This window comes from Virgibacillus sp., assembly GCF_013393565.1.
Taxonomy (GTDB): domain Bacteria; phylum Bacillota; class Bacilli; order Bacillales; family Amphibacillaceae; genus Virgibacillus; species Virgibacillus dokdonensis.
In genome coordinates, this window is the sequence record NZ_JABXHF010000019.1 from 26477 (window position 1) to 41158 (window position 14682).

General features: G+C 36.2%; 13 protein-coding genes. 1 reads left to right on the forward strand and 12 read right to left on the reverse strand.

Translation table 11 applies throughout. The features are described 5' to 3' along the window. Positions 1-51: 51 nt before the first annotated feature. The 12 genes from HLX49_RS05855 to HLX49_RS05910 form a co-directional block, all read right to left on the reverse strand. A complete protein-coding gene (locus HLX49_RS05855) occupies positions 52-753 on the reverse strand; it encodes a hypothetical protein (RefSeq protein ID WP_296360987.1) in 702 nt (233 codons plus the stop codon). Continuing rightward, positions 737-1612, reverse strand: coding sequence for an ABC transporter ATP-binding protein (locus HLX49_RS05860; protein WP_296360988.1), 876 nt, complete (start codon positions 1610-1612; stop codon positions 737-739). The genes HLX49_RS05855 and HLX49_RS05860 overlap by 17 nt, the downstream gene beginning before the upstream one ends. Then, positions 1609-1977, reverse strand: coding sequence for a GntR family transcriptional regulator (locus HLX49_RS05865; protein WP_077702750.1), 369 nt, complete (start codon positions 1975-1977; stop codon positions 1609-1611). The genes HLX49_RS05860 and HLX49_RS05865 overlap by 4 nt, the downstream gene beginning before the upstream one ends. Positions 1978-2269: 292 nt before the next feature. Continuing rightward, positions 2270-2437: a type II toxin-antitoxin system antitoxin gene (locus tag HLX49_RS05870; RefSeq protein ID WP_296360989.1), complete on the reverse strand. Its 168-nt coding sequence runs from the start codon at positions 2435-2437 to the stop codon at positions 2270-2272. Positions 2438-2453: 16 nt separating this feature from the next. Beyond that, a complete protein-coding gene (locus HLX49_RS05875) occupies positions 2454-3299 on the reverse strand; it encodes an SPFH domain-containing protein (protein ID WP_296360990.1) in 846 nt (281 codons plus the stop codon). A gap of 23 nt (positions 3300-3322) precedes the next feature. Further along, positions 3323-4237: a ComEC/Rec2 family competence protein gene (locus tag HLX49_RS05880; RefSeq protein ID WP_296360991.1), complete on the reverse strand. Its 915-nt coding sequence runs from the start codon at positions 4235-4237 to the stop codon at positions 3323-3325. 331 nt (positions 4238-4568) lie between these two features. Next, positions 4569-6704, reverse strand: coding sequence for an ATP-dependent Clp protease ATP-binding subunit (locus HLX49_RS05885; RefSeq protein WP_077702746.1), 2136 nt, complete (start codon positions 6702-6704; stop codon positions 4569-4571). A 678-nt stretch (positions 6705-7382) separates the two neighbouring features. Continuing rightward, positions 7383-8960 carry an acyl-CoA synthetase MbcS gene (gene mbcS / locus HLX49_RS05890; protein ID WP_077702745.1) on the reverse strand — a complete coding sequence of 526 codons (1578 nt, stop codon included), beginning with the start codon at positions 8958-8960 and terminating at the stop codon, positions 7383-7385. A 256-nt stretch (positions 8961-9216) separates the two neighbouring features. Continuing rightward, a complete protein-coding gene (gene pdaA, locus HLX49_RS05895; RefSeq protein WP_077702744.1) occupies positions 9217-10008 on the reverse strand; it encodes a delta-lactam-biosynthetic de-N-acetylase in 792 nt (263 codons plus the stop codon). 167 nt (positions 10009-10175) lie between these two features. Then, the gene (locus HLX49_RS05900; protein ID WP_077702743.1) at positions 10176-11477 is read right to left on the reverse strand and encodes a Na+/H+ antiporter family protein; all 1302 of its coding nucleotides are present in this window, start codon (positions 11475-11477) and stop codon (positions 10176-10178) included. Between the two features lie 290 nt (positions 11478-11767). Further along, on the reverse strand, positions 11768-12514 hold the full coding sequence (locus HLX49_RS05905) for a YfkD family protein (protein WP_414930284.1): 747 nt from the start codon (positions 12512-12514) through the stop codon (positions 11768-11770). Between the two features lie 120 nt (positions 12515-12634). Continuing rightward, positions 12635-13027, reverse strand: coding sequence for an OsmC family protein (locus tag HLX49_RS05910; RefSeq protein WP_073011308.1), 393 nt, complete (start codon positions 13025-13027; stop codon positions 12635-12637). A 410-nt stretch (positions 13028-13437) separates the two neighbouring features. Here HLX49_RS05910 and HLX49_RS05915 point away from each other — a divergent pair, with 410 nt between their 5' ends. After that, positions 13438-14613 (forward strand): MFS transporter, encoded by a 1176-nt coding sequence (locus tag HLX49_RS05915; protein WP_296360992.1) that lies wholly within the window; start codon positions 13438-13440, stop codon positions 14611-14613. Positions 14614-14682 lie beyond the last annotated feature (69 nt).

Below are 14682 nucleotides of genomic sequence, written 5' to 3' on the forward strand. Positions count from 1 at the left end.
CTATCCATTTGCTTCAAACTAACAAAGCATGTGGATAGGGTAAGCTAAAGATTATTGGACTTTTATCGTTGTCATTCGACGGATGAGTAAGAAAGAGCACAGGTAAAGCACTACGCTCACTGCAAACAATTGTATATAAAAAGTAAGACTCATATTCGCTATCATTTCTCGTACAAATGGAGCAAAGTCCCCTGTGGCAATTGTCATTAGTAAAACAAGTAAAATAACCCCTAACAAACCTCCACCGCCAATGAGCCCGTACTTATAGAATACAGAGCCAATAATATAGGATATTACAAAGAGAAAGGAAAAAATAGCAACATCTATGACCATACGGCTATACCAGTTATCGGTAAGAAAATGAACAGGGTGCAAAAACCTAAAAACATCAATGCCAACCCAATCGTTGAATATCCATATCGCTTCTCGTAAAAATTGAACAAATACGGCTTTGATCATTGCTAAACTAAGAAAAAATAGACCGATGGTACTCCATATTTGCTTCCGAGTAGCGCCAAGCTTAATAGAAAAAGGAATAATTTCTTTAATACAAATAAATCCCCAAACACTAAAGAACACATAGATAGGACCTGTTAAACTAAAAGTAAAAGAGCCTTCTTCTATTTGTGATAGCCAATAAGAAAAAGCGAGTGAAACAAGTAAAATAGTAAATAAAATGGTCCAAAAAATGATTAATGACCTACGTATTTCGACTAACAAAAAATAAATTATCCCTTTAACTGATTGCTTCATGGCGATCCCCTCTTTCTTTTTCTGTTAACTGTATCATTAAGTCTTGCGTTGAAATACTTTCGACTTCCAGCCCTTCTTCTTTTGCTTCTTGCCTATCTGCAAATACATAAGCTGTCATCGTACCCATAAATTCCTTCTTACTAATTAATTGTTTATTTTTTATAAACGTCTGTACTTGTTCTTGTCGTCCGGTTATAGAAATCGTTTGCTGGCGTAATGCTTCTGCGGATTTTTGCAATACCAATTTCCCTTGTTGTAATATAAGCACTTCTTCAAACATAAGACTCACTTCATCAATTAAGTGCGTGGAAAAAATAATCATTCGTTTTTCATTTTCATACTCTTGTAACATGACATCATAAAATTGTTTTCGCGCTGCAGCGTCCAAGCCAATATAAGGCTCATCAAAGATCGTAATTGGCGTCTTGCTAGCTAATCCAACTGTTATACCGAGTGCGGATTCCATTCCTTTGGAGAGTGTCTTTACTTTTGCATTTGGATTCAAGTTATATGTTTTTAATAACTGTTTCGCTAACTGTTGATCAAACTTTGGATAGAAAAATGAATAAAGTCGAATTACCTCTATCACTTTCCACTCTTTTTTGAAGTTATTTCCTTCTTTAATCAAACAAACATTTTCCTGTACATGTCGATTATCAAAAGGTCTCTCTCCATTCACGAAAATATCGCCCTTTGTTGGCAAAATATTTCCCGCTAGCATATCCATAAACGTTGTTTTTCCAGCGCCATTTCTTCCTAACAATCCGTAAATTTTCGGTTCTTCTAAGGTGAAGGAAACATGGTTTAAAGCAAACTTGTTCTTATACTGCTTTGTCAACTGGCGAACTTCAATTTTCATTCTTCATCCAACCTTTCTACCATTTTTTCCAACTCTGATTGACTAATATGCAGTTTCTTTGCTTCACTTTTTAACGGTAATACATAATTTTTGTAAAAGGATTGCTTTCGCTTATCAATTAATAATTGCTTTGCATCGTCCGTTACAAACATACCTACACCCCTTCGCTTATACAAAATGGACTCATCAACGAGTTCATTAATTCCTTTTGCAGCCGTTGCCGGATTTATCTTATAGTAACTGGCAAATTCATTTGTCGATGGTACTCGTTCGCCAGGATTTAAAGCACCAGTTATAATCGAATCTTCCAACTGCTCTTTAATTTGCAAGAAGATCGGTTTGCTTTCATCTAATTTAGGCTTCATCTCATCACCTTCATTGGTTAATTACTTATGTAACTAACCATATAACAAAACAGCTCACTCGTCAACCTTTTTTAGCATATGTATCAAGTTTTTCTCGACATATTTTCAGCGCGCTATTTATCAACACTTTTGCTATTTTTTATACAATGATTGTTTTATAAACACACAAGCTATATGTTCGGGATAACTATGGAAAAGTTTATCTGGAATGTGACTCATTACATAAAATAAATAAAAAAAGCTTGCAGAATGCCACCTTGGCTTTTTGCAAGCTTTACCATTTAATCTTCCCCTATTTTTTATCTTCACTCTTTGGTAGTCTACCCGCTTTTTTAGTTGCTTCTCGTAACAGAAATTCTACATGACTATTTACACTGCGAAATTCATCTTTAGCCCAAACTTGCAATATCTCATACAACTTTGGGTCAATCCGTAACGGAAAGCTTTTCTTTTTTGCCATAAAACCCCTCTTTTTATTACTGGTATAGGGATCCTGTGTTTATAACAGGTTGCGTGCCTTGATCAGCAACAATGGATACGAGTAAATTATTGGCCATGGCCACACGACGCTCATGATCAAGTTCTACTGCGCCGTCTTGCTCTAATTGCGTAATGGCATCCTGCACCATCCCTACGGCTCCTTCCACAATTTGTTTTCTTGCTGCAATAATCGCACTTGCTTGTTGACGTTGGAGCATTGCTTGAGCGATTTCCGTAGAATAAGCTAAATGGGTTAACCGTGTTTCAATTACTTCTACACCTGCTACCTTCAAACGCTCTTGTAATTCAACACGCAGTTCATTCGATACCTCTTCCGCATTTCCACGAAGGGATAGTTCCGCGTCTGAAAAAGAATCATAAGGATATTTGGTAGCTACCGCACGAATTGCCGTCTCGCTTTGAATTTCTACAAATTGTTCATACTGATCCACATCAAATACGGCTTTTGCACTATCAATGACTTTGAAAACAATAACCGCAGCAATCTCAATTGGATTTCCGTTAACATCATTAACCTTTAAGCGATTACTATTAAAATTTCGCACACGAAGCGAAATCATTTTTCGAACAGAGAAAGGGACTGTTATCACAATTCCTTCCTTCCGAATACTTCCCATGTACTTCCCTAAAAACATGACAACTGCAGACTGGTTTGGCTGGATTAAAGTAATTCCACTTCCTAAAGTAACAGCTACGATGACACAAAGAATTCCAATAATAAATTGTTGTTCTAAAAAGCTAAATACCGTACCCGCCAACAAAAATGCAATAATTAAAACTCCCGCATACCCATTAAACGTCCAAGCTGGTTTCTCCTTCATGTGCCTGCACCTACCTATCATTTTTATATTATAACGATATCACTTTTGTATATTTTTGTAAATAATGAACTGGCATATAAAGCATCATAAGGTTCTTTTTCCGGCTCGACCATATAGGTTGTCCCATCTGTACGAATTACTAGATGCCCTAACGCTCCAGTTGAATATATGGAAGCTCCTACTTTATATAAATGATGAATCACTCTTTCAACTGGATGCCCATAACGGTTATTCTTGTGATACGTTAAAATAGCTATATTAGGCTGGATGGATTGCAAAAACGAGAGCGAGGAACTTGTTTTCGATCCATGATGTGCGACTTTCAATATTTCGACTGATGCATCGACTTTTTTTCGAATATCTTTTTCTTGTTTCATTTCTACATCCCCCATAAATAAAAAATCAACTTGTTTATACGATACTTGTAAAACGATAGAAGATTGATTATTCGTCCTAGATGGTTGATACGTATTGAGTACTTGAATATTTAATGATGGATCAAGCTCTATTTCTTCGTCCATTTTTGCAATTGATATAGGAATTTCCTGTTTTACAAGCTCCTGAATATATTTGGAATACCTTTTCGTTGTATGCAGCTTACCGGAATCTAACATCTTTTTTATTTCCAATTGCTTCATTACGGTGACGAGCCCGCCAATATGATCTATGTCTGGATGTGTCGCTACTACTAAATCTAATTTTTTTACACCTTGCTGCTTTAAGTAATTGACTACCTTTTTACCATATTTTGGCGGTCCGCCATCGATTAAAATATGTTTACTACTCGGGGTTCGAATATATATACTGTCACCTTGACCGACATTAATAAAATGAACTTGCATATCCTTTGCAGCATTATCACTATGTACAGATTGAAAAGGAATAAAAGTAATAAATATAGTGAGAATTATTATAGAAATATGCTGTCTTTTGTACATAAGAAACTGCACCCTTTGCATTTTGGAGTATACTGTTTATTCTCTTGCAAACAGGGCGTATTTATGAACGATACAAACAGTCATTTTTTGGATGTACTTATTGTTACCCTTAGACTAGTGTAAATTGAACGGTTGTTTTCCTTATAGACAAAAGTATGAAGTGGGTCTTCCATCATTGACTTACCTTATAAGATTTTTCACTAGAAAAACGAAGGCTTTCACCAACTCTTAATGGTTTTTCTTATACGATAAAATCTAAATTGCTTTCCTATAGTCCTAAAAAAAAGCTACTGAACACTTCTTCGTGCTCAGTAGCTTTTCATTATAATTTTTAAGCTTGTTTAACTACGATATTGTCGTTTATAACGTCGACTTGAACATGATTTACATTTTCATTTTCAAGTATTAAATCCGTTAACTGGTCTTCTACTTTGTCTTGAATCACTCTTCGTAGTGGACGCGCACCAAATCTTGCATCAAATCCTACATCAACAAGCTTTTCTTTTGCTTCGTCCGTAATAGTAATTGAAATATTGTTTTCTTCGATTGTATCATGTAGCTCTTGAAGCATTAAGTCAACAATTTCTAGTAGGTGTTCTTTTTCTAATTCATTGAAGCGAATAATCGCATCAAAACGGTTAAGAAATTCTGGTTTGAAATAGTCGCTTAGTCTTTCCAACGTGGAGACGGAATCGTGCTTATCTTTATTAAAGCCGACACTTATTGTTTTAAATCCAGTTCCCGCATTACTTGTCATAATAATGACAGTATCTTTAAAGCTCACTGTTCTGCCTTGAGAATCTGTTAAGTGACCATCCTCCATGATTTGTAAGAACATATTTTGTACATCTGGGTGCGCTTTTTCAATCTCATCTAATAAAACGATGGAATACGGATTACGACGCACTTTTTCAGTTAATTGTCCGGCTTCTTCATGTCCTACATAACCAGGAGGTGAACCAATAATTTTAGATACAGCATGTTTCTCCATGTATTCACTCATGTCAAGTCGAATAAGCGCATCTCTTGTACCAAACAATTCTTCAGCTAGCACTTTTGTTAATTCTGTTTTACCTACTCCAGTTGGTCCAACAAATAGGAACGAACCGATTGGGCGTTCTTTTGCTTTTAAACCAGCTCTACTACGACGAATTGCTTTAGCTACTTTATTAACTGCTTCTTGTTGTCCAATAACTTTTTCGCCTAGATGTTTAGCAAGATTTTTCATCTTTTCTTGTTCATCTGCTTGTAGTTTCGTTACTGGAATACCCGTTTTTTCTTCGACAATTAACTCAATGTCAGACACATCTACATCTATATCTTGCTCTTCACCTTTTGCTTTTTCCAACTGTTTTTGTAACTGAATTTCTTGATAACGTAAGTGTGCTGCTCGTTCATAATCTTCACGCTCAGCCGCAGCTTCTTTTTCTTTTTTTACTTCTTCTAAACGATGATAAATAGACTCAGAATCTTTAGATGAATTATTTAAATTTAGTCTAGAACCAACTTCATCCATTAAATCAATTGCTTTATCTGGTAAGTAGCGATCTTGGATATAGCGTTTAGATAAGTTTACACAAGCTACTATAACTTCATCAGAATAGCGTACCTCATGAAATTTTTCGTAACGATCTTTAATACCCTTTAATATTTGCACCGCTTCTTCCGGAGTTGGTTCTTCAACGATAATTGGTTGTAAACGACGTTCTAATGCTGCATCTTTTTCAATTTGACGATATTCTTTTAGTGTCGTTGCTCCAACTAGTTGAATCTCTCCTCTAGCAAGCGCTGGTTTTAAAATGTTGCCAGCATCCATTTGTGAGCTTTCTGCTGTTCCTGCACCAACTAGTAAATGAATTTCATCAACAAATAGAATCACATCTTGACGTTGTTGCAGCTCCTGAATTAATTGTTTCATTCGCTCCTCAAATTGTCCTCGTACACCAGTATTGGCAACAAGTGATGCTACATCAAGCAAATAAATCTCTTTATTCAATAATTTGGTTGGGACGTCACCTTCTACTATCTTTGAAGCTAAACCTTCTGCAATAGCTGTTTTACCCACGCCCGGTTCACCAATTAAAACAGGGTTGTTTTTATTTCTACGATTCAATGTTTCAATAACCCGTTTCACTTCATTATCTCGTCCGATTACTGGGTCAATCTTTCCACCCCTTGCTTCATCTGTTAGATTTTTACCTAACTGATCAAGTAGACCATTTCCTTGATTTCCTGTCTGTTGTCTTGTGCGTGTTCCCATTTTCGGTGAGCCATTTCCCGATTCTGCAAATGACCCATAAGCATTGCTAAACGGGGATTGAGAAAAAAAGTTATTATTACCATCCATCATTTGGCCTTGCATTTTACGGAAGCATTCATTGCATAAATGCATTTGCATATGTTGATCGTTTAATTGCATTGCTACATTAACTGTTGCTTCATTTTGTTTACAATTTTGACATAACATATGGAACTCCTCCTTTTAAAGTTTATCTATATACTCATCAATGTTTGACTTTGACTATCTTTGACCTTTCAACTAATATTATACTCTGACCTTCTTTGACTTTCAAGGGATTTGTATTATTTTTTTATTTTTTCTATAATACGAAGTTTTAAGCTTGTTTTTAATGGTTTTCGTATGACTTTGACTTTATTTGACCTTTTGACTATTATTATACTTTGACTTTGTTTGACTTTCAAGGTCTTTGCTCACGTATCATAACATCCACAAGATGTATGAATCCTCTATTAGAAAACTTGGCTATCATTCATTCTCTATGCAGATAAAACGCCGTCAGTTTGGTTTATACTATAAACTTATACTTTTCTATAGTCCAGAACAAAGGCGCAAGCCCCATTAGCAATAGCGAGTGGAGCGAATCAACTGAAGTTTTAGGAATTATGCCACTAAAACAGGGGTATGCCGACGTTGGGCGGCATACCCCTGTTTAGTCGACCTTCCTATTTAGCACGAACTGATGATGACTTATCTTAGGGCGATTCGTGAAGTCGCCTAGTTGCTGGGCGCTGGAGCCGAACGTGGCTATTCCGTTAAATCGGTATTTAAAGCAACAAATTTTATACTTTCTTATTACAAGAAAAAGAGGAGAATCATTTATTTGATCTCCTCACATTGATAGCTCTATTTATTTACCATCTTTTCTTTATTACGTAATTCTACTCTCCTCGTCTTACCAGATGTTGTTTTTGGTAAATCATCCATAAATTCAACTTTTCTTGGATACTTATAGGGCCCCGTTATCGTTTTTACATGATTTTGTAATTCTTCTATTAGCTGATCACTCGGTTGGAATCCTTCCCGAAGAACAATAAATGCTTTTACTACATTTCCTCTTATTTCATCAGGGCTTGCAACGACTGCACAGTCTTGTACGGCTGCATGCCTTATAAGCGCATCTTCCACTTCAAAAGGACCAATCGTATAGCCAGAGCTAATAATAATATCATCACTTCTTCCTTCAAACCAGAAAAAGCCATCCTCGTCCTTATAGGCACGATCCCCCGTTATATAATACAAACCTCGTTTAGCCATACTGGTACGCTCTGTATCCTTATAATATTCAGAAAATAAAGCTGGGCTATCTAATCTCACTGCAATATCTCCGACTTCATTTGGACCTAGTGGATCACCATTTTCATCAATTACCTCTACATTATTACCTGGAGTAGGCTTTCCCATTGATCCCGGCCTCACCTGCATATCCTTTGTAAACCCGAGCAATAATGTGTTCTCCGTTTGTCCATATCCATCTCGTACAGTAATATTAAAATGATGCCTAAATATGTCTATTACTTCAACGTTTAGTGGCTCCCCTGCTGATACAGCGCTATGTAGGGACATTAGATTATAGTGTGGAAGGCTATCGACTTTCGCCATCATACGATATTCTGTCGGCGTGCTGCATATTATGTTTATTTGATAATCATCTATTAATTGTAAATGTTTTTCAGCGTTAAATTTTCCGGTGTAAAAAAAACCTGTTGCACCTGTTCCAAGAACGGATAAAAACGGGCTCCACACCCATTTTTGCCAACCAGGCCCTGCTGTCGCCCATACACGATCTCCATCTTGGATAGCAAGCCAATTATATGCAGCTGCATTTAAGTGAGCGTACCCCCAAGCATGGCTATGGACAACCCCTTTTGGATTCCCAGTTGTACCTGATGTGTATGGTAAAAAAGCGGTATCTTCTCTATTCGTATCAACAATTTCTAATTGCTCACTAACTTGTTTCTTTTCTTCATCCAAAAATACCCATCCATCTACCGCTTCACCAATAACAAATTTATGTAACTGATCATATTCACGTATTCCTTCGAACTGGTTTGCGAAACGATACAAACTAACGACACCACTTATTTCTCCGTGTGATACACGGTATTGCAAATCTTTCGTTTTTAACATTTCGGAACTAGGAATAATAATGATTCCTGTTTTCAATGCAGCCAGATATACTTCATAGGCTTCAAAAGAGCGATTGACCATAATTAAAATTTTGTCACCTTTTTTTAAGCCAGCTTTTAAGAAAACGTTACCAATTTGGTTAGCTCGCTTTACTAGCTCCTTATATGTAAGCTGATCGGTTTCTCCAAATTCATTCTCCTTTATCAGTGCTAGTTTATTCTTGCTGTTGGCGTGACGCTCTATCTCCATGGCAATATTATAAGCTTTTGGCGGAATAAGTGCTTCCCTTTTCAAAATATCAACTCCTCATTTAAATACTTTTTCTAATCATATCAAATATTAGGAAAATTTTAAATAAAAATGTACACGTGACTTTAGTTTCAAAATGATTGGCAAGCAAAAACTTTCATTTTGCTTGCCAATTGCTATATCTCCCCGTAATTTACACCTGCACCTTCCATTGTTACAAGCATAATGGTTTCCAACAATGGAAGAGGACCTTCAACTTCCTTCTGTTGAAAGCCCCCTCTTACTGCACTGTAAGGGAAAACTACAAGCCGTATATAGCTTCAGGAAGTTTATTTCTTAACACCAGATCATCAAGGCTTTTAAATGAGTAGCCCTGTTTTTGTAACGCACGAATCATTTTTTCAAGTGCTTTTGCATTATCGGAGGAAACAGTGTGTAATAAAATGATCGCACCTGGATGAATTTGCTCTTTTACTTGATCAAATGCATATTTCCACCCTTTTTGCTTATCTGTCTCCCAATCTTTAAAGGCAAGCGACCAAAAGATGTGAATATATCCCAATTCATTCGCCCATTCTAATGTATCTTTATTAAACATTCCTCTTGGCGGACGTAAGTATTTCATATCTTTTTGATCGGAAATTGCTGCAACTGCTTCCTCCAATGATTCTAATTCTTCTTGTATATTTTTTTTATTCATAATCGTAAAATCAGGATGATGATACGAGTGGTTACCGACAATATGCCCTTCTTTTACCATACGTTTTACTAATTCAGGTTCTTCTTTTACGTAGTGCCCTGTAACAAAAAAAGTTGCTGGAACTTGGTGCTTTTTTAATACATCTAAGATATCAGCTGTATAACCTTGTTCGTAGCCATTATCAAATGTTACGTATACATTTTTTTCTCCAGATGGATCTGCATAATACGCATTGTATTTTTCAAGCAGGCTTGCATATTTTCCAATATCAGGGATTTTATGCACTTCGTTTTTACTGTACCCCCATCCATAGCCAGATGCTAAAGATGAAAGTGGTGTATATAAGGTAGCCAATATAACTAAAACTGCACATATAGAAAATCTTTTTCTCATGGATAATCACCTTTTTTGATCTTACTATGCACATTTTCAGCCTATTTATTCTTATGTATTATCGCAAACAATAATAGAAGCAACACTAAAATGAACAACCCGTAGGATGAAAAGCTTCCTACGGGTCATAGCAATTTTAATTTCAAACAGTATTTTTATTTGATTGTTTACAAAATAATAGCAGCTACCCAACCAAAAATAAATAGGGGAATGTTATAGTGTATAAAAGTTGGTACCACCGTGTCCCAAATATGGTGATGTCTGCCGTCAGCATTTAATCCTGAAGTTGGACCTAATGTACTATCTGAAGCTGGCGACCCTGCATCACCTAGTGCACCTGCCGTTCCAATTAATGCAGCTGTAGCTAATGGAGAAAAGCCTGCAGCTAAGCAAATGGGAACATACAATGCGGCTAAGATAGGAATGGTTCCAAAAGAAGAGCCGATCCCAATCGTAACGATAAGTCCTACTAGCAACAAAATGAAAGCAATAAGGGCCTTATTTTGATCTAAAAACCCCGAAGATACTTCTACAAGCGCTTCTACGGAACCTGTTTCTGTCAATACATTTCCAAAACCTGAGGCCACAAGCATGACAAAAGCAATTGTTCCCATCATGCCGATACCTTCACTGACAACTTGATCTGCTTTATGAAAAGGAATAACAAAAAATATAAACATGAGCACAAGCCCCGTAAGAGCTCCTATAATGAGGTTGCCTGTTATAATTTGCGCCGTTAAAGCACCAGCAACTGCTATAAGTGTAAATACATGTTGTTTGTTGAATGGTACCGCCTTTGTTTCTTCCTTTGATGTCTCTTCTTTCATTCCATCATTGACTACACGATCTTTACGGTACGTAATAAAAATAGCGATCAGCAAACCTACAATCATCCCTGAACCTGGAATGAGCATAGCTAACACCGTTTCGTTCACTGTGATACTCGCCCCATTTTGCTTCATACTCTCCACAATCGTTTCATGGAAAATGAGGCCAAATCCTGCCGGAATTAGAATATAGGGAGCTTTTAACCCAAACGTTAATGCCGTCGCCACTGCACGCCGATCTAATCGCATTTTATCAAATAGTGGCAATAAAGGTGGGATAAGTATTGGAATAAATGCAATGTGAACAGGAATGACGTTTTGTGATAGTGATGCTACAGCTGCTATTACGAGTAAAAGCATCGTCTTTTTACCTGATAATATTCGAATAAGGTAAGTTACTAATAATGATGTAATACCTGTATAGCTAATTGTTACAGCAAAAGCACCCAATAATATATAACTTAATGCAGTATTGGCACCACCACCCATTCCACTAACTAACAGTTCAACAGCTTCTTTTATATTTAGCCCAGACATCAAACCAGCACTAATCGCAGCTGCAATAATAGCGATAATGACATTTACACGTAACAAACTTAATATGGTTAATATGAGAACAGATATAAGGACGACCCATTCCATTTTATTTCTTCCCCACTTTCGCATCTCTTTAGTACTTCATTATGATAAAGTATTAAAGAGAAAAAATCAACCCTTTCTTACATTTTCAGTATTTTTCAAATTTATTATACGCTTATGGTAAAGGAAATATGATTTTCAAACGTTTACTTCCTTAGAGAAAAACTATCACACAATACTTGCTTACAGCCAAGATATTCTAATTAGAAAATGGAAAGCGAATCCTTCCATTCGTTATAGAGCAAATGTAAAAAAAGCCATCGCTAGGGCGATAGCTTTTTTTGTTTTAAACATTATTTTAATTTATAAGAGAAGGAGACATGATCTTGAATGGGAATCCAAGCTCCAATTCCTTGTTTCGTCACGTTTTTGACAGCAATGGATTTATCGGATCCCTTTAACTTCACATATACTTCCCCAAATGTAACTTGTCCTTTTTCATTTACTGCTGGCGCATACGATTGGAGAACGGCAAGTTTATCACTGGGCACTTTATACGTATTATCTTTTTTTGTGTTTTTTCCAATAACTGTCTGATACGAAAGAGGCAGTTTCGTTTTTTCTTTTGCTGTGAGCAACATCATTTTTTTCACATCAGATGGTTTGCTGATTTTATTCGTCAATGCTCCTTTGATTTCTTTTTGTTCTTGTTGTATATAGTTTATTTCTTGAGGCTCTGACCCACTTGTATTATTCAACTCATTTTTATTTACTTGCTGGTATTCCCAATTAATCGTTGTTTCCAGCGATTCATAATTTAATGGCCAACGTCCTAAATAAACCATTCCTCGATAACCAAAAGCAATTGGAGATGGGTTTAAAGTTGTTTCATTTAACATTTTAATTAACACTGGATTTTCAATTTTAATATCTAAACTATCTGTTAATTCTTTCGTTAATTCACTTGGCTCAATTACTTCTTCATCCTCTGTAGAATTAGGAAAAGTATTATCTTTTGAAATATTTAGTACATGGCTAGGGATATTAAAAGAAGTCTCTTTCTTTTCTTCAGCTAGTAATTGATTTGGTCCAAGCACCATAACTATGAAAGAAACAAAAAGAATCAGGAAAATAGAATGCTTCAGTCTGTTCATATGTCAAACCCTTTCTTTTTTTCTTAGCTTTTTCTGACATATGAATTTTATACCTACGTGAACAAATCATCTGCTAAGTTCAATAATTTCTATTCTCTCTACAATTTCAATACTGTCCTCCACAGAACGCACCATAGAGCAGTTATTACGTGCTACATGTAAGCTTTTGTACAATTTTTCTGCATCTAAATGACTACCTTTAATAATAAAAGTAAGCGCTATTTTCTCGATGCGGTTTGCTTCATCTTTATTTCTTTCAACAGTAGCATTAATTTGCATGTCATGAACGTCTGTGCGCTGCTTTTGAAGGATTTGACGAAAGACTGAACCACTGCAACTAGCGATCGAAGCAACCATTAGTTGATACGGGCGAAAGCCAAATTCCTCATCTCCAGAAATATCTAACTGACCAAAGTCTAATTCAGTTCTAAAACCATGTTCTTTTAAATGTAATTTCATCAGAACTTCCCTCCTATTTTTTAATATACTTCTCCTTTTTATCATAAACGATATGGCCAATTTATTCACAATAATTGACCTTTTCCTCTATTCCTAGTAAATTATTGCTAGGTTTATCCAATTACAGGATCGAATTAACGGTTTGTATGGGCAAGTAATTGTTTACCACCTTGTCGTTTTAGAAGCTACGATCCTTATAAAAACAACAATACGAACTGCCACATTGATACAATAGTAATGTTGCCACACCAATTTACTTAATTTATTAGAACCAAAAGACAGATACACATAATAATATTTCACTCCAAAAAACGTCATCCGGTGAAGATTGTTGTTTCACAGCTCAAGCATCCTAAAGAGTTGCCAAGTCAACAAACAACAGAGAACCACTCAGAAGGGAAGAGTCCATCATGCAACTGACCAAATATCGTTTGTGGATACTAATTGCGCTTGTATTTATATCTGGTTTCTCACAAGGAATGTTATTACCATTAATTTCTATTATTCTTGAACAAAATGGCGTAGCCTCTTCTATTAACGGCTTGCATGCAACAGGATTATATATTGGAGTTTTAATCGCTTCTCCATTTATGGAAAAGCCAATGCGAGAATTTGGTTTTAAACCAATGATTTTTGTCGGCGGTTTGCTCGTCATCCTTTCTTTGGCTATATTTCCAGTATGGGAGTCTTTATGGTTTTGGTTTATATTGCGACTTATTATAGGAATTGGTGACCAAATGTTGCATTTTGGCACACAAACATGGATAACGGCAACAGCTACAGCGGAAACAAGAGGAAGAAGTATTGCTCTTTATGGTTTATCGTTTGGAGCAGGCTTTGCTATAGGTCCATTAATGACAAGACTTTTATCCATTCACCAATCGGTGCCTTTTCTAGCTTCTGCAGCTTTGAGCTTCACCGTCTGGCTATTATTGTTTTTCCTTCGTAATCAGTGGCCTGAACAATCTGTAGACCCAGTTTATCCGACAAGTTCAATGCAACGCTTTAAACAAACCTTTAAAATAGCCTGGATTGCGATGTTACCTGGTTTTGGATATGGTTTCTTAGAGGCCTCTTTACATAGCATTTTCCCTATCTATGGCCTGCGTATTGGGCATGATGTTCATACACTTTCACTCATTATTCCTTGCTTTGCAGCAGGTAGCTTAATTACCCAATTCCCTTTAGGTGCATTAAGCGATAAATTCGGTAGAAGATCGGTACTAATAACTGTATTATCGCTCGGTTCGCTATGTTTTCTGTTTACTGCCATTTTAGAGTCTTCTGCCCTTGCTTTATTTATCCTGTTCACTTTAGCAGGAATGTGTGTAGGTTCTTTGTTTTCCTTAGGTATCTCTTATATGACAGATTTACTCGCCGGAAACTTACTTCCAGCTGGAAATTTAATGGTTGGCATCATGTTTAGTGTTGGTAGCATTAGCGGACCTTTTATTGGCGGTTATTTTATTGACGTTTTTGAACGCGTTTCATTCTTTTATTTTATAAGCTTTATCTTAATGGTGATTACAGTAGCTATGTTAGTAAAGAAGAACACCCAACACGAAACAAATCGAGTGGGGACGTAAAAAGGAAATTATTAGAACTTAATGAGCGAATTTTCGACGAGCAGAAGCGGCTTTCGTCGTTTTGCTTAT